This is a genomic window from Billgrantia antri, assembly GCF_017868935.1.
GTDB classification, from domain to species: domain Bacteria; phylum Pseudomonadota; class Gammaproteobacteria; order Pseudomonadales; family Halomonadaceae; genus Halomonas; species Halomonas antri.
The window spans coordinates 3271927-3291402 of the sequence record NZ_CP053383.1; the positions used below are offsets into that span (position 1 = coordinate 3271927).

Here is a 19476-nt window from a genome sequence, read left to right on the forward strand (position 1 = left end):
AGCGCCAATGGAGCGACGCCGATCATGCCCCTTGCCGTAGCCAAAGGATTCACCGCAAGACTGTTGCGCACGCTTCCCTTCGCCCTGCTGGCGATGGGGGGCAGCGCAGCACTGGCCGACACCCTCTCGCGAGAGGAGCGCATGGAACTCGACCTCTCGGAGTATCGCGTCACCGATACGGATGCCGGCTACTTCGATGTCGAAGCGCGCATGGCCCTGCTGGACGAAACCGACAATTCGATCCTGCTGCAGCTGCAGGATGAGCTCGAGACGGGACCCAGCTGTCGCCAGATGCTCAACTTCAAGCCCATCACCACGCGCGGCGGTATCCCCGGCTTTTATCCCAGCCCAGAGGAATGGGAGCTGGCCACCGAACCGCTGTTCGCCTTCGAGGACAGCGTGTCGGTACTGGCCGGCAGCTTCGTTGCCAGTGGCGATACCTTCTATGCCGACTGCCTGGTGCGCTTCCTGCACCGCTGGGCCGAGGCCAAGGCACTGACCACCTTCGTCTTCGACCCGAACGATCCTCAGGCCTGGTTCGCGTCGGAGTCGATGATCTTTGCCGCTGCCATGGCCTACTCCATCGTGCGCCCCCACGTAGACGGCCTGCAGGAGGAGCGCGCCGAAGTCGAGCAGTGGCTCCACGGCCTCGCCCTGCAGCACTCGGCGTTCCCCGGGCAGCCGGAGGAGAGCTGCTGCAACAACCATTTCTACCGGCGTGCCCTCTACGCCAGCATGATCGGCGTGCTGGTGGAAGACGACGACCTGTTTCGCTTCGGCGTCAGCGCCGTCTATTCGGCCCTGCACGACATGACCGAGGAGGGTGCCCTACCGCTCGAGGTGAGTCGCGGCCGCCGCGCGACTCACTACCAGAACTACGCGCTCAACTACCTCATCACCAACATGCAGATCATCCAGCGTCAGGGTTATGACATCTTCAACCTGGAGTACGAGGGCAACGATATACACGAAGCCGTCGACTATCTGTTCCAGATTCTGGACAACCCTGCGGCGCTGGGGGATTACGCACCGCTGGAACAGTACACGGGATTCCTGCGCGACCCGCAGTACTTCACCTGGATGGAGATCTACCTCACTCACTTCGACCATCCACCGATGGAGCGTTTCCTCACCCGGGTGCGACCCACGTACAACCGCAGTGCCGGCGGCTACATTACCCTCTACTTCATGGACCCAGAGGCCCAGCAACACGTTTATCTGAATGAGAAGCGACGTCGCACCGAAGCCTTCCGCGGCCTGAACAACTGAGCACACGGCCAGACAACCACACACCACAGAGGGGAACACATGGAACGCACCAAGGTTAGGACTCGACTCATCCCCTCGCTGCGACTGGCAACAGCGATCGGCATCACGGTCGCACTCGTCGGCTGCGCAGCGACCGGCGGCTCGGCCCCCGGCGAGCATGTCCCTCCCGTACCCCAAGCCTATCAAGGCTGGTTCGGCGGCGTCATCGACGCCGACATCTCGGGCCGGGACTGGGACACCATCGACTATAGCCAGCGTTTGATCGAAGAGGAGCGCTACGAGGAGGCCCTCAAGCACCTCAACGCGTTGATGGCGCGCAATGTCATGCCGGCCTTCTACGAGGTCGGGAAACTCTACGAGCGCGGGACCGGCGTGGAGGAGAATCCCGCCAAGGCAGCTGAGCTGTACGGCAAGGCGCTGGATCTACAGTCGCCCATTCATGGTAACGCTTCGCTCAACCTGGGGCGCCTCTACCAAGAGGGTCGCGGGGTCGAGCGCAACGACGTACTCGCCTACCACCTGCTCTGGCAAGCCATGGAGGAAGGCGTCGAGCAGGACGCCGAGACCCGGCTGGCCAAGATGCTGGCCAATGGCACCCAGAACATCGAGGCCGACCCTGACACGGCCAAGCGGCTGCTGGAGCGTGCCGCCAACCGGGGCGATGCACAGGCGCTGGAAGCGCTGGCCAATGCGCACTCCCCCGGCGGCTGGCTTGAGGAGGAGCCCGCCTTGGCCATGGACTATGCGCAGCGCTTCGCCGAAACCCTCGAGGCAAAGGCCAGCCAGGGGGATACCGGCGCCATGCTGCAACTGGCATCGATGTACTCGGCGGAGGGGCTGCTCGGCGATCAGCCCGAGCAACGCATCCGCTGGATGCGCCAGGCCGCCGAAGCCGGCGACATCGATGCCCTGGCTCGCACCGGACGCCAGATGATCGATGCCGGAGAGAGCGCCCGCGGCCTCGAACTGCTTGCCGAGGCCGCCGGAGAAGGCCATGTCGACGCCATGACCTATTATGGCGAGGCGCTGCTCGAGGGTACCGCCGGCCAGCCGCAGCCGGTACAAGCCGAGCGCTGGCTGCGCGAAGCGATCGAGGCGGGCTCGGTGGATGCCAAGGTCATCCTCGGCCGTGCGCTGGTCAACGGCCAGGGCGGGCTCAACGACCTGCCCCGCGGCATGAATCTGCTTGAGCAGGCGGCCGAACAGGATCATGCGCTGGCACTGGCCCAACTGGGCGCGCTCTATCTCGACGATGAACGCATCGCCGGCCAGCCCTACATCGCCGTCGATTATCTCGAACGTGCGCATGAACTCGGCCATCCGTGGGCGACCCAGCAGCTGGGCGAGGCCTATCTCAAGGGTCGTGGCGTACCTCAGGATCCCGCCCAAGGCGAACAGCTGCTGCGCCAGGCCGCCGATCAAGGGCAATCGGGCGCGATGCGCCTGCTCGGTGAAGCCTACCTGGACGAGAAGAACCCCAACTTCCAGCCCAGTCGCGGCGAGGAGATGCTGCGTCAGGCCGCCCAGGCCGGCGACACTACGGCCATGACCCTGCTCGGCGAAGCCTATCTGGAAGGGCCGCTGCCGGAGAACCCCTCCCAGGGCGTCCGCCTGCTGACCCAGGCTGCCCAACAGGGCGACGCCTACGCCATGGTGGTCCTCGGCCGCGCCTACCGCAACGGCAGCGGGGTCGAGCGTGACCTGAGCGAAGCCAACCGCTGGCTGACCCGGGCCCAGGAGGCCGGTCACGAATCCGCCGACGAAGCGCTGACCTATCTGCAGCGGGACCTCGGCGCCCAAGGCAACATGGAAGCGCTGGTCGCTGCGGCAGAGGACGGTCACCCCGGCGCCATGGCCGATCTGGGTCGCGCCTTTCTTACCGGTGAAGGGGTCCAGCGGGACCAGGGGCGAGCGGAATACTGGCTAGGACAAGCCCACCAGGCCGGTCATGCCGGTGCCGCAGCGAGCCTTGGTCGCATGTACCTGGACCGGGGCGCCACCGGACGCGGCATAGACTACCTCGAAGCTGCCGTGTCCCGGGGCCATGCCGGGGCCCGCGCCGACCTGGGCGAAGCCTATCTGGCCGGAGACGGCGTCGAGCGTAACGTGGAGCGCGGCATGGAGCTGCTCAGGGCTGCCGCTCAAGCAGGGAATGCACAAGCCGCCTTCCATCTGGGCGAAGCCTACCAGCACGGCAACGGCGTGGAACAAGACGCCGAGCAGGCCGAACGCTGGTACCGTCAGGCCAGTGATGCCGGTGCCCTTCATGCACGAGTGGCGCTGGGGCTCGCCCTGATGCGTGGAGAAGGTGCCATCGCCCAGGACGTCGAACAAGGCCACGAACTGCTGCTTGCTGCCGCCGAGCAAGGACACCCCGGTGCTCAGGCCACCCTCGGTCGCGAGTACCTGCGCGGCGAAAACGTCGAGCGCGATCCCGAAAGGGGCGCCGACTATCTCTACCAGGCGGCCAGCCAAGGCCATCGCAGTGCGCGCCTCTCCCTGGCCCAGGCCTATCTCTCGGCCCGCGGGCTGGAGCACGCCAACCAGCAACAGGCCCTGCTGTGGCTCGACGACGTCTTCGAAAGCGAAGGACAAATGGCCGTCGAGACGCTGCGTCAACTGCTCACCGATGAGGCCGCCATCGCCGCTGCTGCCAACGGCAGCGCGGAGTAAGTAACCGAAAAGCTAGCGGCTCCCCCGCCTGATGGGGAGTCGCTAGCGCACGCCTGTCTACCGAGGAGGCACGGATGTCGCAATCCACACGCCGCCTGACGCAAGCCACCCTGCTCACCCTGCTGCCCCTGATCGGGGGCCTTCCCACCAGCGCCGACACATCAACTGGCGACCATCATCGCATGCCACGCCTGACGCCCTGCTCCGAACGCTACCCCCTGGTGGCCACCCTGCGACCGCGTCATGTACTGCAGAGTGCCAAGGAGGCGATTCGCGAGGACTTCGCCTCGACCCGTGACTGGGGCACCGAGACCAACGCCGAGTTGCTCGGTGCGCTGACCAGCGGGTTGGTCGAGCCTGCCCTGCGTGCCCACTACCCCCAGCACAGTTCCTCTCCCAGCGATGCCGACCAGCAAGACGTACCCCGTGGCGGTTTCGGCTTCTACACCAAAGAAAAATCCTTGCAACACACCGACCGGGCATGTCTACACTATCGGTTACGTTTCGAAGCAAACTTTGACTTTGTTAAAGGAGGTAAGCTCCCCGGCCTGTACGGCGGTGACGCCCCCAGCGGCGGTGAGGAAGTGACGGGCGAGAACGGCTTCTCGCTGCGCCTGATGTGGCGCAAGGACGGCCAGGGCGAACTCTACCCCTATACGGTCGGCCACGAAGGCGACTCTATGGGCCGCGGCAGCTGGCATTTCCCCACCGGCCGCTGGGTCACCGTCGAGCAGGAAGTGATCCTCAACGAACCCGAAGGGCGCGATGGCATCGTCCGGCTATGGATCGATGGCTGGCCCGTGCTCGAGCGCAGGGAGATGGTGCTTCGCACCACGCCGACGCTCGGCATCGACGGCGTGATGTTCTCGACGTTCTTCGGTGGCACCGGCGAGGAGTGGCGTACGCCACATGATCAGCACGCCGACTTCTCCGTCTTTCGCCTTTACGCACCCGAGCCAAGGTAGCGGCTAGATCGTCAGCCGCTGCCGCATCGAAGCAGGAGGCTGACCTAAGATGAGCTACCAAGGAAAGCACGCTCGCCAACGTACCATTCCCTCATGGATCGCTGGGTCGCTGATCGCGACGCTGCTAGGGGTTGGTACCACGACTCAGGCCCTGACGCTGGAGGAGCGCCAGGAACTGGATCTCTCCGATTACACGGTGCGCGCCCCGGACGCATCCTATTTCAACGTCACGGAGCGCATGATGCTGCTCCAGGAGACCAACAACAGCCTGCTGATGCAGCAACGCGAGGAACTGACCAATTACGCGCCCAGTTGCCAGCAGCGGCTGGAAATCCCCACCATTACAAACCAGTTACGCATTCCCGGCTTTTACCCCACTCCCGATGCCTGGAGGCTCGCCACCGAGCCGCTGTTCGATTTCGAGGATACCGTCTCGGAACTGGCCGGTTCCTTCGTCGCCAGCAGCGACGACTACTACGCGGAGTGTCTGGTCCGCTTTCTGGACAAATGGGCCCGGGACGATGCCCTGCTCAGCTTTTATTACCACTGGAACCAGCCTCAGGCTTGGTTCTCGCTGGAGTCGATGATCTTCGCTGCCGCCATGGCCTATTCCGTCGTGCACCCCCACGTCGAGGGACTGGAGGAAGAAAAGACCCGGGTCGAAGCATGGCTCAACGAGCTGGCCAACGTGCATATGGCGATCGAAGGCGCAGAAAGCAGCTGCTGCAATAACCATTTCTATCGCCGCGCGCTCTATGCCGCGATGATCGGTGTCCTGACCGAAGACGACGACATGTTCCGCTTCGGCGTCAGCGCGATCTACTCCGCCCTGCACGACATGACCGAGGCAGGAGCGTTCCCCCTCGAAGTCAAACGCGGTCGGCGCGCCACCCACTACCAGAACTATGCGCTGCTCTATCTGATACCCATCATGGAGATCACCGAGCGCCAGGGATACGACGTCTATGACCTGGAGATCGATGGCAACACGATGCACGATGCGGTGGACTTCGCCATGGCCATTCTCGAGGATCCCGCCGAGCTGGGCGACCTGGCGCCACGGGAACAGTACACGGGGTTTTTGAAGGACGACCAGTACTTCGCCTGGATGGAGATGTACGGCGCCCGCTTCGGTGAAGCGCGCTTCAACGATATCGTGGCGCCCATGCGGCCCATCTACAATCGCGGCGCCGGTGGCTACGCCACCTTGTATTTCATGGATCCCGACGTGCAACAGCACCTGGTAATCGACGACGAGGGCAGGCGCGAGACGCAGGCATTCAAAGGGCTGTCGAGCAACTGACAATCAGCAACGAAAAGGCCGGCGACGAAGCCGGCCTTGAGTGTCGGGGCGCACCAGGTCGTGCTCAGCCCTCGAACGGATTACGCAGTACGATGGTCTCGTTACGATCGGGACCGGTGGAGACGATGTCGATAGAGGTACCTACCTTCTCCTCGAGGAAGCTTATGTAGGAGCGGGCATTGGCCGGAAGGTCCTCGATACGCTTGGCACCCAGGGTCGATTCGCTCCAGCCCGGCAGGTCCTCGTAGACCGGCTCGACCGCCTCGTAGCCCTCCGAATCGACCGGATTGTCGAGCACATCACCGTCCTTGCTGCGATAACCCACGCAGACCCGGATGTTCTCCAGCCCATCGAGCACGTCGAGCTTGGTCAGGCAGATCCCCGAGACCGAGTTGATTTGCACCGCGTGGCGGAGGGCCACGGCATCGAACCAGCCACAGCGGCGCGGGCGCCCGGTGGTGGCGCCGAACTCATGGCCCCGCTCGGCCAGGTGGCGGCCATGCTCGTCGAACAGCTCGGTGGGGAACGGACCGGAGCCGACACGCGTGGTGTAGGCCTTGGTGATGCCGAGGACGTAGTCGAGATAGAGCGGCCCTACGCCGGAACCGGTGGCGGTGCCACCCGCCGTGGTATTGGAGCTGGTGACGAACGGATAGGTGCCGTGGTCGATATCGAGCAGCGAGCCCTGTGCCCCCTCGAACAGAATGTTCTCGCCGGCGCGGCGCAGCTCGTGCACCAGGCTCACCGTATCGCACACCATTGGGCGCAGCTCCTCGGCCATTTCCATGGCCTCGTCGAGGATCTGCTGGAAGTCCACTGCCTTCTCGCCGTGGTAGTTGACCAGCACGAAGTTGTGATAGTCGAGCACTTCGCCCAGCTTGGAGGCAAAGCGCTCGCGGTGCAGCAGGTCGCCCAGGCGCAGGCCACGCCGTGCCACCTTGTCCTCGTAGGCCGGGCCGATGCCACGCCCGGTGGTGCCGATCTTGGCCACGCCACGAGCCTTCTCGCGGGCCAGGTCGAGGCGCACGTGATACGGCAGGATCAGCGGACAGGCCGGCGACAGTCGCAGCCGCTCGCGCACCGGCACGCCCTTGGTCTCGAGTTCGCGGATCTCCTTGATCAGCGCCTCCGGCGACAGCACTACGCCGTTGCCGATGACACACGTCTTGCCCTGGCGCAGAATGCCGGACGGAATCAGGTGCAGCACGGTCTTCTCGCCGTCGATGACCAACGTGTGTCCGGCGTTGTGCCCGCCCTGAAAGCGAACCACCGCGGCCGCCGATTCGGTCAACAGATCGACTACCTTGCCCTTGCCTTCGTCACCCCACTGGGTACCCAGTACGACTACGTTCTTGCCCATTGCGTCTCGTCTCTCGTGTCGGCGCCGCGTATGTGCGCGTCGATGATCCGGCCCTGCGGGCCGCGCTCGTCATCCGGCCCGCTTGCCGGTATCGTCCCATTCGGGCCTTGGCTGGTTCGCCAGCCTAGAGTGCCTGCGTCTGCCAGCGGCCTTCGACCATCACCAGCCGCCGGCTGCAGCGGTGCGCCTCTGGCGGCGTAGTTTGCCCCGGCAGTGCCTGCACGACCCGGTGTCCGCCGTCGCGCAGCGAAGCGATCGCCTCGGCCACGCCTTCGCCATCGGCGGGTGCCCAGATGCCGTCGCTGGCCGGCTCGCTCTGCACCAGCGTGGCAAGCAGTTTCAGGTCCATCGAGAAACCGGTGGCGGGGCGCGCACGACCGAAGGCGCGCCCGGTATCGTCGTAGCGCCCTCCCTTGGCCAAGGCCTGACCGTAGCCCGGCACGAAGGCCGCAAACATCATGCCGGTGTGGTACTGGTAGCCGCGCAGCTCGGCCAGGTCGAAGTACAGCTCGACCTCGGGATGCTCCTCAGCCACACCACGATGCAACGCCTGAAGTTGCGCCAAGGCGTCGGCCACGGCCACCGGCGCGCCGGCCAAGGCATCCCTGGCACTATCCAGCACCTCGGGACCACCATGCAGTCTACCCAACGCGCGGAACATATCCGCCAGGACAGGATCGGCCACGCTCGCCTCGACCTGCTGGGCCAAGGCCCCGGGCGACTTCAGCTCCAGGGCTTCGAACAAGGCGCGTTCCTGGTCGGGTGCCAAGGCGGCAGCCTGTACCAGGCTACGGTAGATGCCGATATGACCCAACGCCAGGTGCAGTTCGCCGGCCCCTGCCGCCTTGAGGCTCAGCAGCGCCAGGCGCAGGATCTCGAGATCCGCCTCCAGCCCGGCATGGCCGAACAGCTCGACGCCGACCTGCACCGGGCTGCGCCCCCCCTGATGCTGATCGGCCTTGGCCCGCAGCACGTTGGTGCAGTAGCACAGCCTGGCCGGTCCCTGATGATGCATGGAGTGGGCGTCCATGCGCGCCACCTGGGGCGTCACGTCGGCGCTCACTCCCATCAGGCGACCGGTGAGTTGATCGGTCAACTTGAAGGTCTGCAGGTCCAGGTCGGTGCCGGTGCCGGTCAACAGAGAGTCGAGAAATTCCACCGGCGGCGGCATCACTTGATCGTATCCCCAGCGATAATAGAGGTCGAGCAGCGTACGACGCAGCTCTTCCATGCGGCTCGCCTGGGGCGGCAGCACCTCATCCATGCCGTCGGGCAGCAGCCAGCGGTCAGCAATGGTCATGTCGTCAATCCTGCAAGGCAAATTAGGCGGGCAAAAAGGATACGATGGCGAAAAAGGCCCACAAAAAAACCGGGCCACGCCCGGTTGACCGATTCTACCACGTTTGACGGCCGGTTGAACCCCGACTGCCAACGCGAGCAAGCCGGCCGCACGGCGGGCCGGCTTGCTCCGGACTCACTCCTCGTCCTGGACTGCCGGACTCCGCAGATAGCGGAAGAAATCGCTGGTCGGATCGAGTACCAACATGTCCCGTTCGCCGTCGAAGCTGTCACGATAGGCGTTGATACTGCGCCAGAAGCTGAAGAATTCGGCGTTCTCACTGTATGCCTCGGCGAAGATCGCCGCCGCTTCGGCATCCCCCTCGCCACGCAGGGTCTCGGCCCGCTCGGAAGCCTGGGCCAGCAGCACCTGGCGGCGCCGGTCGGCGTTAGCGCGGATGCGCTCAGCTTCCTCCTGCCCCTGGGCACGCCATTCACGAGCCTCGCGTTCACGCTCGGAGCGCATGCGTTCATAGACGGCAGCCGACACGTCGTCAGGCAGGTCGATACGCTTCACACGCACGTCGAGAATCGCCACGCCCAGCTCATCACGGAGCAGCTCATCGAGTTCTTGGGTCGGCCCCGTCATCAAGTCATCGCGGCGTTCGGCAATGATCTGCTGCAGGTCCAGGCGACCGAATTCGTTACGCAAGCTCTCGTCGACTCGCGGCTGGATCAGGCGAATCGCCATGGTCTCGTCCCCGGCCGTAGCCTCGTAGTAGCGCGTGGGGTTGATTACCTGCCACTTGACGTAGGAGTCGACGATCACCGCCTTCTGCTCGAGCGTCAGGTAGCGGCTGGCATCGGTATCCAGCGTCAGTACCCGAGTGTCGAACTTGCGCACCGTTTGCGTGATCGGCACCTTGAAGTGCAGTCCGGGCTGGATATTCTCCTCGACGATCTCACCGAAGCGGAGCTTGACCGCCCGCTGAGTCTCGTCGACCACGAAGAGGCTGTTGCTGGCCAACCAAGCCACGGCAGCGAGGCCGCCCACGATGATCAAGGAACGGTTATTGATCATTTAGCGACCCTCCCTGCGGATACCACCATTGTTGCTGCTCTGCTGCGTCGAGGAAGAGGAACGCAAGCGCTCGAGCACACGCGGGTCAAGCTCACCGTTCTCTCCACGAGCTTCGTCGCCGCCGCCTTCGGTGCTGGCTTGGCCGGGACGCTGATCGAGGGGCAGGTACATCAGCGGCGCATCGTCGCTCACGTCGACCAGCACCTTCGGCGTACGTCCGAAGACATCGGCCATGGCATCAATATAAAGCCGCTCACGCATGATATCCGGCGCATTGCGGTACTGAGCCAGCAGCGCGTTGAAACGGTTGACCTGCCCCTGTGCCTCGGCCACCACCGATTCGCGGTAACCTTGGCCTTGCTCGACCAGACGCTGTGCCTGACCCTGGGCGGCCGGAATGATGGCATTGGCGTAGGCCATGCCCTCGTTGATGGTGCGCTGGCGGTCTTCGCGGGCTCGAATCACATCATCGAAAGCGTCAATGACCGGAGCCGGTGCCGAGGTCGATTCGATGTTGATGGTCTGCAACCGAATGCCGGTGCCGTAACTGTCCAGATAGGTCTGCAGGCGGCTCGCTACGGAGCTGCCGAGAATTTCACGCCCGGAGGTCAGGATTTCGATCATGTCGGTGCCGCCGACCACATGACGCAGGGCACTGTCCAGAGCATTCTCGATGGAGAGTTGCGGATTGCGCACGTTGAGCACGAAGTCGCGCGGGCTCGCCACCTGGTACTGCGCCGAGATCTCGACCTCGACGATGTTCTCGTCGCGGGTCAGCATCGACTGGGTCTGGGTCAGCGAGCGTACGCGGGTCACGTTGACCATGCGCACGTCGTCGATCAGCGGCGGGTTCCAGTGCAGGCCGGGACCCACCACGGACTGGTACTCACCGAAGCGCAGCACCACGCCACGCTCGGCCTGGTCGACCAGATAGAAGCCCATCGCGCCCCAAATACCCAGGGCAATAATGAGCAACAGCCCTGGCAGTGCGAAGGTGTTGCGTGGACGCCCGCCGCCCTTGCCGCCACGACCGCCGCCCTTGCCGCCACGCCCGCCAAGCATGCTGTTGAGCTTGTCCTGGAACTTCTTCAGCGCCTCGTCAAGGTCGGGTGGTCCCTGGTTCCCCCCACGGTTGCCACCGCCGCCGCCGTTGCCACCGCCGCGCCGGCCCCCGCCACTCCAGGGGTCATGCTGGTTCCCGCCACCCGGCTCATTCCAAGCCATACGTCGTCTCCACTCTGCGTTACCCCCCGCCGACGTTTCACTCGGCCGTGCGGGGAGGTCGGTTGCTATCCTGTCGGGACACCCGAGGGCGTCTGATGCCGTCGTTATCAGGGGAAGCCGATTTTGTCGGCCATGACAACCATTGCTGTCATGCGTCCCAGACCGGCCGCTGGTGCAGGTCGGACGGCAGGTAATCCTCCGCCCGTTCTCCCAGCCGAGCCATCAACTGCAGGAAGTCGCGGCGAGGCAGACGGACCTCGAGGCGCACCTTCCCCCCCTCTTCGTACTGTTCTTCCCGGACGGCGCCAAGCTCGTGCAGACCCGCCCTCAGCCGGCCCTGCTGCGGCGCTAGTTGCATGCTGAAATCGATGACGTCCTCCGCCAGACACTCCGACAGCGCCTGGCCGAGCAGATCGAGCCCGCGACCATCGCGCGCCGACAGCCATACCGTTTCGGGACGCCCCTGACCGTCACGCTCGATCCGCGGGGCGCTATCCAACAGATCGATCTTGTTCATCACCTTGAGCATCGGGACGTCGAGCGCACCGATCTCGTCGAGCACGCCTTCGACCTGCGCCACGTTGAGCTCGCGGTCGGGATCGGCGGCATCGATCACGTGCACCAGCAGCGAGGCCTCGGCCGCCTCCTGGAGGGTGGCCTGGAAGGCTTCCACCAGCTTGTGCGGGAGATGGCGAATGAACCCGACCGTATCCGCCAGCACCACCGGACCGACATCGCCGACTTCCAGCCGGCGCAGAGTTGGATCGAGCGTAGCGAACAACTGGTCGGCCGCATAGACCTTTGCTTCGGTCAGCGCATTGAACAGGGTCGACTTGCCGGCGTTGGTGTAACCGACCAGCGACACACTGGGGATCTCCGCCCGCGCCCGGGCACGGCGATTCTGGCTGCGCTGGCTGCGCACCTTGTCGAGGCGCTTGTGAATAGACTTGATACGTGCCCGCAACAGCCTGCGGTCGGTCTCGAGCTGCGTCTCACCCGGGCCGCGTAGCCCGATACCACCCTTCTGACGTTCCAGGTGAGTCCAGCCACGTACCAGACGCGTGGACATGTACTCCAGTTGCGCCAGCTCGACTTGCAGCTTGCCCTCGTGGGTACGTGCTCGCTGGGCGAAAATATCGAGTATCAGTCCCGTGCGATCCAGCACTCGGCACTTGAGCTCCCGCTCCAGATTGCGCTCCTGGGAAGGGCTCAAGCCGTGGTTGAAGATGACGAGCTCGGCACCGTGCACCTTCAGCGCCTCACGCAGCTCCTCAACCTTGCCGCTACCGATGAAGGTGCGCGAATCGGGCCGATGCCGGCTGCCGCTGAGCAGCATGGCCGGCTCGGCACCGGCGGAACGAACCAGCTCCATGAACTCGCCAGGGTCCTCGCGCTCGCGCTCGTCCTGGAAGTCGACATGCACCAGTACTGCCGTTTCACCGGCGTCGGGTCGTTCAAAAAACAATCAATACCTCACGCGTTGCTGTCCGGCTGGGCCGCAGGGTCCTGCGGCGGTAGCCGCACGTTGCGCGAAGGCACCACGGTGGAGATGGCGTGCTTGTAGACCATCTGACTGACGGTGTTGCGCAACAGGATCACGAACTGATCGAACGACTCGATCTGTCCCTGCAGCTTGATGCCGTTGACCAGGAAAATCGAAACCGGAATGCGCTCCTTGCGCAGAATGTTCAGGTACGGGTCTTGAAGGGACTGCCCTTTGGACATGTTACCTCTCCCTAATACGTTCTCATGAGGGGTGGAAGTTGTGTTCTTTCTCGGCTGGTCACCCGGCCACTCGAAGCCAACATCTTACGCTAAGAGCCCGATTCACGCACGAATTTCAGGACCGTGTCCAATGCATGCCGGCTTTGACTATCGACCCAGTGTAGCGCCGTCCAGCTCCGCAGCCAGGTCAATTGACGCTTGGCCAGCTGCCGGGTCGCCACCACGGTGCGTTGACGCAGTTGTTCGAGATCGCCCCTGCCGTCGAGGTATTCCCAAGCCTGGCGGTAACCCACGCTTTTCATCGATGGCAGACCGAGATGCAGGTCATCACGCACCTTCAGCGCCTCGACTTCGGCAATGAGGCCGGCCGCCAGCATGATCTCGAAACGTGCGCCGATGCGCTCATGCAGGACACGACGATCAAAAGGCGTGAAACCTATCGACAACACTTCCCAGGGGAAGGTTTCAGGACGTTGCCGACGCCACAGCTCGGTCAGGGTCGTGCCGCTCGCCCGATAGACCTCCAGCGCTCGCATCAGGCGCTGCGGATCGTTGGGATGAATGCGGCGGGCAGCATCGGGATCGACCCTGGCGAGCTCGGCGTGCAGTCCAGCCAGACCGCTACGCTCGAGCTGCCGCGCCAGTTCGGCGCGTATCGCAGGATCGGCCGCCGGCAGGTTGGCCACCCCCTCTAGCAGGCGCTTGGCATACATCATGGTGCCGCCGACCAGCAGCGGGGTGCGACCGGCTGCGGTTATTCGTCGCATCTCGCGGCGCGCATCCTCGCGGAAATCCGCCGCCGAATAGGGTTCAGCCGGATCACGGATGTCGATCAGCCGGTGCGGGGCGCGCGCCAGCTCCTCCGGCGACGGCTTGGCGCTGCCGATATCCATGCCGCGGTAGACCATCGCCGAGTCCATGCTGATCAGTTCGCAGTCGAGCCGCTCATGCAACGCAATGGCCAGGTCGGTCTTGCCGGCGGCAGTAGGGCCCATCAAGAGGATGGCGAGCGGACGTCTTGGAGACATGAACTTGGCGCTTCCTTACTGCCCACGTAGGAAAAGACGGTCGAGTTGCTTGAGCGACATCTCGGTCCAGGTGGGCCGGCCATGGTTGCACTGGCCGCTACGCTCAGTGCGCTCCATGTCGCGCAGCAAGGCATTCATCTCGGTCGTGGTCAGGCGACGGTTGGCACGAACGCTGCCGTGACAAGCCATCGTGGCTAGCAGTTCGTTGATCCGAGCCTCGAGCCGGTCGGAGCGGCCATAGCGCTCCAGGTCGCCGAGCATGTCGCGGATCAGCGGCTCGACGTCGGCATCGGCCAGCAGCGCCGGAACCTGACGCACCAGCAGGGTCTCGGGCCCCGCCACGTCGAGCTCGACGCCCAGGCGGCTGAATGCATCGCGTTCGGCCTCGGCGGTAGCCACCTCGGCGTGGCTGGCAGCCATCGACACCGGTACAAGCAGCGGCTGCGCTTCCAGTACCCCCTTGTGTACCTGATCCTTCATGCGTTCGTAGACGATACGTTCATGAGCGGCGTGCATATCGACGATGAGCAGCCCCTGTGCCGTCTGCGACAGGATGTAGATGCCGTGCAACTGGGCGATGGCAAAGCCCAGCGGCGGTATGCCGCTGCTCTCCTCCGCCGGCGGCAGCTGGGAGGATGCCGCCGTGGCCGCCAGTGCCGCAGAGGAGGGCGACATTCCGGCGCCAGCCGGCTCGTCACCGACCGGCTGCGGCGTCAGCAGGCGGTCTTCATGGTCGGGATGCAGCGCGCGATAGCCGCTCATGAAGGCGCGCACGCGATCGGCCGTGACCCTCTCTGCCGACTCGCTGGCGTGATGCAACCCGATCGGCTGCTGTTGCCAGCGCCCGGCCGGCTCCTGCACCGCACTTTCGCCACCCTGACTCGCAACGGGGAGTGTCGTGTCGGTGTCGCTCCCATCACCCTCCTCATGCGAGCCAGGGCGCGTCTCGGCCAACGCCCGGTGCAGGCTGGAGAAGAGAAAGTCGTGCACCAGCCGGCCGTCACGGAAGCGAACCTCATGCTTGGTGGGGTGAACGTTGACGTCCACCACCGTGGGATCGACCTCCAGGTAGAGTACGAACACCGGATGGCGGCCGTGGAAGAGCACGTCGCGGTACGCTTGGCGGATCGCATGTGCCACCAGTCGGTCGCGAACCACCCGGCCGTTGACGAAGAAGTACTGCTGATCGGCCTGGGCACGGGAATGCGTCGGCAAGCCCACCCAGCCCCACAGGCGCAGCCCGCCGGCCGCCAGGTCGAGATGCAGGGCGTTGTCTAGGAAGCCCTTGCCCAGCAGCGCGGCGATACGGCGCTCGCGACGAGGAGCGTCGTCACCCGGCGGCAACTGATGCACGGTCTTCTGGTTGTGGCGCAGCACCCAGGCGATGTCGTAGCGCGAAAGTGCGAGCCGGCGGAAGGCTTCCTCCACATGCCCGTATTCGGTCTTCTCGGTGCGCAGGAACTTGCGCCGTGCCGGCGTGTTGAAAAACAGGTCGCGCACTGTGACCGAAGTGCCCCGCGGGTGGGGCGCCGGAGTGACACGGGGCTCCATCTGGCGTCCTTCGGCCACCACGCGCCAGCCGCTGCGCGGGTCGTCCTCAACGTTGGCGACGAGTTCCAGGCGCGAGACCGAGCTGATGGAGGCCAGCGCCTCGCCACGGAAGCCGAGGCTGGCCACGCCCTCCAGATCCTCCAGCGAGGCGATCTTGCTGGTGGCGTGCCGCGACAGCGCCAGCGGCAGGTCGTCCTCGGCGATTCCACTGCCGTCGTCGCGCACGCGGATCAGCCGTACCCCGCCGGACTCGAGCTCAACTTCGATACGCGTGCTGCCGGCATCGATGGCGTTCTCTACCAGTTCCTTGACCACCGATGCCGGGCGCTCCACCACCTCACCGGCGGCGATCTGGTTGGCCAGCCTGGGATCGAGGACGCGGATGCGTCGTGTTTCTTCGACTACCGTCATGAGCGCGGAATCCGTAGTACCTGTCCGACGCGGATCACGTCGCCATTGAGTTCGTTGGCCTGTTTGAGCTGCGCCACCGGCACGCCGTGGCGGGCGGCAATCTGCGACAGCGTGTCGCCCGGCTGGATGCGGTATTCGTTGCCCGAGGGCGTACGCTGATTGTCGCGCTGCCAGGCCAGCAGACTCGCCGGGGGCGGGTTGCTGCGGAAGTGAGCCCGGATTCCCTCGAAAATGGACTCCGACATCCGCTGCTGATGACCCGAGTCGCGCAGGCGACGCTCTTCGTCGGGGTTCGAGATGAAGCCCGTTTCGATCAGCAGCGAGGGGATGTCAGGCGACTTCAGCACCATGAAGCCGGCCTGCTCGACTCGCGACTTGTGCAGGCGGTTGACGCGACCCAATTGATCGAGTACCTGCCCGCCGATGGCCAGAGAGTCGTTGAGAGTCGCTGTCATGGTCAGGTCGAGGAGCACGCCGCGCAGCACCTCGTCCTTGTCGTTGAGCGAGAGGTTGCCGTCCACACCGCCGATCAGGTCGGCCTGGTTCTCGCTCGCCGCCAGCCACTGAGCGGTCTCCGACGTGGCACCGCGCTGGGACAGGGCATAGACCGAGCTGCCATTGGGGCGGGGGCTATTGAAGGCATCGGCATGGATCGAGACGAAGAAATCGGCCTTCTGCTCACGGGCAATCCGAGTACGCTGGCGCAGCCCAATATAGTAGTCGCCATCACGAATCATGACGGCACGAAAGCCCTCGGTATCCTCGACCAGGCGCTGCAGGCGACGGGCGATCTCCAGCACCACGTCCTTCTCTCGCGTGCCGCTGGGGCCGATGGCGCCCGGATCCTCGCCACCGTGGCCGGCATCGATGGCAATGATGATGTCGCGACGCGGATGAGGTGCCGCCGGCTGCTGCGCCACCACCTCGGGGTCGACCCGCGGTGCATCCGCCTCGGCGGCTCCGCTGCGATGCCGATTGGCCGCGATTTCCTGCTCGCGAATCATCGACTCGATCGGGTCGATGGGGTTTTGCACCGCACTCTCGCCCGGATACTCCATGTCCACCACCAGGCGGTGACCGTACTGCTCGTTGGGCGGCAAGGTAAAGTGGCGCGGCTCCACCTCGCGGGAAAGATCCAGCACCACGCGCAGACCGCCGCCGTCGCGCCGCCCGCTGCGCACCGCCGTGATGGCGCTGCCCTCCAGCTCCAGGCTTGCCAGATCGGTGTCGAGCCCGCTCTGGTCGAGGTCGATCACCAGGCGTCTCGGGTTGTCCAGGGAAAAGACATTGGCCTCGGCATGGGCGGAGAGGTCGAATACCAGTCGCGCATGGTCAGGTGCCGCCCACAGGCGAATATTGTCGACCTGGGCCGCCTGTACCGGTGCGACCGGTACGATCTGCAGCCCCCAGGCCACCAGCAGGCAGCAGCGGAGCGCTCGACCGACACGCCCCATGGGCAGGTTTCGCATACTCATCACGGCGTTTCACGCTCTCCGTCGCTGATCATGTCGGCAAGAGCGGCCTCCATCGCCAGTGCCTCGAGCACTGACCGGCCATGTTCGGTATGCGCCTCGAGCCTTGCCTCGCGTCCGGCGCCGTCCAGCGATAGCGTCACGCTCAGATCGGGTGGCGGCAGCCAGCCTTCGCCCCGGCTTGGCCACTCGACGATACTCAGGGCATCGTCGGCGAACAGATCACGCCCTCCGATGAACTCCAACTCTTCGGCGTCGCCCAGGCGATAGAGGTCGAAGTGGTAGACCCGACCGCCCTTCAGCTCATAGGGCTCAACCAGCGTATAGGTGGGGCTCTTGACCGCCCCCGCATGTCCACAGGCACGCAGGATGCCGCGGGTCAATGTTGTCTTGCCCGCGCCCAACTCCCCCTCGAGATAGATGCGTCCTCGCCCCTTCATGGCCGCTCCCAGGCACTGCCCGAAGATGACCTGACGGTCTTCATCAGCGAGTCTTATGCGCATCGCGCCCCCCTGCAAGCGAATGAACCCCCGGTTCGAAATCGGGGTTGACGATGACTCGGGCATAGGATGCCAGATCGGCAGCCAGCAGACCACGCTCCCCCGCGTCGCGCACGGCCGTGTCAGCGGCCATGGCGTGCACCATGACCCCCAGCCGGGCCGCCACCTCCAGCGGCAGGCCTTGGGCCAGCAGCGCCCCGAGAATCCCCGAGAGCACATCGCCCATGCCACCGGAGGCCATGCCCGGATTGCCGTAGGGACATATTGCCGCGCCGTCCGGCCCCGCTATCAGACTACCGGCCCCCTTGAGCACGACCACTCCGCCATAGCGGCGTTGCAGCTCGCGCACCGCCGCGGGGCGGTCAGTCTCCACCTCCGCCGCGGAGCAGCCCAGCAACCGTCCCGCCTCGCCCGGGTGGGGCGTCAGAACCCAGTCGTCGCGCTGCATCCCGCAAAAACGGGAGGCAAGCAGGTTAAGCCCATCGGCATCGACAACGAGCGGCTTCGACTCGGCCAACGCCGCCTGCAGCATGCCCTCTCCCCAGGCGCCCTGGCCCAGTCCCGGACCGACCACCAGCACATCGGCCTTGCCAGGAAGCTCGCCAAGTTCAGCGGCCCCGCGCAAGCCGTGCACCATCACCTCGGGACGGTAGGTGAGGCAGGCCGTGACATGTTCCGGCGCCGTGGCCAGGCTGATCTTGCCAGCACCCAGGCGCGCCGCCGCCTCGCTGGCGAGCAGGGCGGCGCCCCCGAAGCCCGGCGCCCCGCCCAGAATCAGCACATGACCCATGGCGCCCTTATGGGCGTCGCGAGAGCGGGGCGGCAACCACGCCTCGAGCAGAGCCTTGTCCAACAGCTCGGCGGCCGGTACCAGATCGGCATGACGCCGCCCATCGACGCCCAGGGCACGAAAGTGCACCTCGCCGGTACGGGCGGGCGCGCGCCCGGTGTGCAGTCCGACCTTGTCGCCGATGAAGGTCACCGTACGCGTTGCACTTACCGCCACGCCGAGCTCCGCCCCGGTATCGGCGGCCAGCCCCGATGGTATGTCGATGGCCAGAACCGGCAGGCTGCTGGCATTGATCGCCTCGATCGCATCGCGGAACTCACCGCGCACCTCGCCGGTGAGGCCGGTACCGAGCAGGGCATCGACGACCACCTCGCCGGTGAACTCGATTCCCTTTCGCCACGGCTCGAGACCCACGCCTGCGGCGGTGGCCATTTCCGCGGCGCGTGCTGCATCGCCCTCGAGCGCATTCGGCGGCTTCAGCGCAATGCGCTGCACCTCGACACCCGCCACTGCCGCTAGCGCCGCCAGCACGTGGCCGTCGCCGCCATTGTTGCCACCGCCACACAGTACGCTGATGCGCTTCACACCCGGCCAGCGTGCCTTGAGGCTCTGCCACGCCGCCGTGGCCGCCCGCTGCATCAGCGCGAAGCCTTCGATCCCGGCTGCAATGGTGCGACGATCGAGTTCGCGTACCTGCTCAGCACGGTACAGTGGACGCAACGCTACCTGCTCTTGGTCGGAACGATTGCCAGACATCCGGTGTCTCCCTGCCGGCATTGCTTTATCATGGGAGTTTAAGCACCACATCGTTGACGCCAATCCCCCCGCTGTGTTTTTGCCCGGTTT

Annotated in this window: 15 protein-coding genes; 4 read left to right on the forward strand and 11 right to left on the reverse strand. The window is 65.1% G+C overall.

Annotated elements, in window-relative coordinates; genetic code table 11:
• The first annotated feature begins 24 nt into the window (after nt 1-24).
• From HNO53_RS15210 to HNO53_RS15225, 4 genes are all read left to right on the forward strand, one after another.
• The gene (locus HNO53_RS15210) at nt 25-1269 is read left to right on the forward strand and encodes an alginate lyase family protein (RefSeq protein ID WP_209473451.1); all 1245 of its coding nucleotides are present in this window, start codon (nt 25-27) and stop codon (nt 1267-1269) included.
• Between the two features lie 39 nt (nt 1270-1308).
• Nucleotides 1309-3942 carry a tetratricopeptide repeat protein gene (locus tag HNO53_RS15215; protein ID WP_209473452.1) on the forward strand — a complete coding sequence of 878 codons (2634 nt, stop codon included), beginning with the start codon at nt 1309-1311 and terminating at the stop codon, nt 3940-3942.
• A gap of 74 nt (nt 3943-4016) precedes the next feature.
• Nucleotides 4017-4907: a polysaccharide lyase gene (locus HNO53_RS15220; protein WP_242597439.1), complete on the forward strand. Its 891-nt coding sequence runs from the start codon at nt 4017-4019 to the stop codon at nt 4905-4907.
• 49 nt (nt 4908-4956) lie between these two features.
• Nucleotides 4957-6210, forward strand: a complete 1254-nt coding sequence (locus tag HNO53_RS15225; protein WP_209473453.1) for an alginate lyase family protein — start codon at nt 4957-4959, stop codon at nt 6208-6210.
• A gap of 64 nt (nt 6211-6274) precedes the next feature.
• On the opposite strand, the gene HNO53_RS15230 is transcribed toward HNO53_RS15225, so the two are convergent.
• The 11 genes from HNO53_RS15230 to HNO53_RS15280 all read right to left on the reverse strand — a co-directional run bounded on the left by HNO53_RS15230 (nt 6275) and on the right by HNO53_RS15280 (nt 19386).
• On the reverse strand, nt 6275-7570 hold the full coding sequence (locus HNO53_RS15230; RefSeq protein WP_209473454.1) for an adenylosuccinate synthase: 1296 nt from the start codon (nt 7568-7570) through the stop codon (nt 6275-6277).
• 124 nt (nt 7571-7694) lie between these two features.
• The gene (locus HNO53_RS15235; protein WP_209473455.1) at nt 7695-8870 is read right to left on the reverse strand and encodes an ATP phosphoribosyltransferase regulatory subunit; all 1176 of its coding nucleotides are present in this window, start codon (nt 8868-8870) and stop codon (nt 7695-7697) included.
• A 174-nt stretch (nt 8871-9044) separates the two neighbouring features.
• Entirely contained in the window at nt 9045-9929 is an 885-nt protein-coding gene (gene hflC, locus HNO53_RS15240) for a protease modulator HflC (RefSeq protein WP_209473456.1), read from the reverse strand.
• Nucleotides 9930-11153, reverse strand: coding sequence for an FtsH protease activity modulator HflK (hflK, locus tag HNO53_RS15245; protein ID WP_209473457.1), 1224 nt, complete (start codon nt 11151-11153; stop codon nt 9930-9932). It lies immediately after the preceding gene.
• 148 nt (nt 11154-11301) lie between these two features.
• Nucleotides 11302-12618, reverse strand: a complete 1317-nt coding sequence (gene hflX / locus HNO53_RS15250) for a ribosome rescue GTPase HflX (RefSeq protein ID WP_209473458.1) — start codon at nt 12616-12618, stop codon at nt 11302-11304.
• A gap of 8 nt (nt 12619-12626) precedes the next feature.
• A complete protein-coding gene (hfq, locus tag HNO53_RS15255) occupies nt 12627-12878 on the reverse strand; it encodes an RNA chaperone Hfq (RefSeq protein WP_103968388.1) in 252 nt (83 codons plus the stop codon).
• 89 nt (nt 12879-12967) lie between these two features.
• Nucleotides 12968-13906, reverse strand: coding sequence for a tRNA (adenosine(37)-N6)-dimethylallyltransferase MiaA (miaA, locus tag HNO53_RS15260; protein WP_209473459.1), 939 nt, complete (start codon nt 13904-13906; stop codon nt 12968-12970).
• A 15-nt stretch (nt 13907-13921) separates the two neighbouring features.
• Nucleotides 13922-15868, reverse strand: coding sequence for a DNA mismatch repair endonuclease MutL (gene mutL / locus HNO53_RS15265; RefSeq protein WP_209473460.1), 1947 nt, complete (start codon nt 15866-15868; stop codon nt 13922-13924).
• Complete coding sequence (locus HNO53_RS15270; RefSeq protein WP_240548990.1) at nt 15865-17343, reverse strand: N-acetylmuramoyl-L-alanine amidase; 1479 nt, start codon at nt 17341-17343, stop codon at nt 15865-15867. The genes mutL and HNO53_RS15270 overlap by 4 nt, the downstream gene beginning before the upstream one ends.
• Nucleotides 17343-17843, reverse strand: coding sequence for a tRNA (adenosine(37)-N6)-threonylcarbamoyltransferase complex ATPase subunit type 1 TsaE (gene tsaE, locus HNO53_RS15275; RefSeq protein ID WP_209473461.1), 501 nt, complete (start codon nt 17841-17843; stop codon nt 17343-17345). Before tsaE ends, HNO53_RS15270 begins: the two co-directional genes overlap by 1 nt.
• Complete coding sequence (locus HNO53_RS15280; protein ID WP_209473462.1) at nt 17824-19386, reverse strand: NAD(P)H-hydrate dehydratase; 1563 nt, start codon at nt 19384-19386, stop codon at nt 17824-17826. The genes tsaE and HNO53_RS15280 overlap by 20 nt, the downstream gene beginning before the upstream one ends.
• Nucleotides 19387-19476 lie beyond the last annotated feature (90 nt).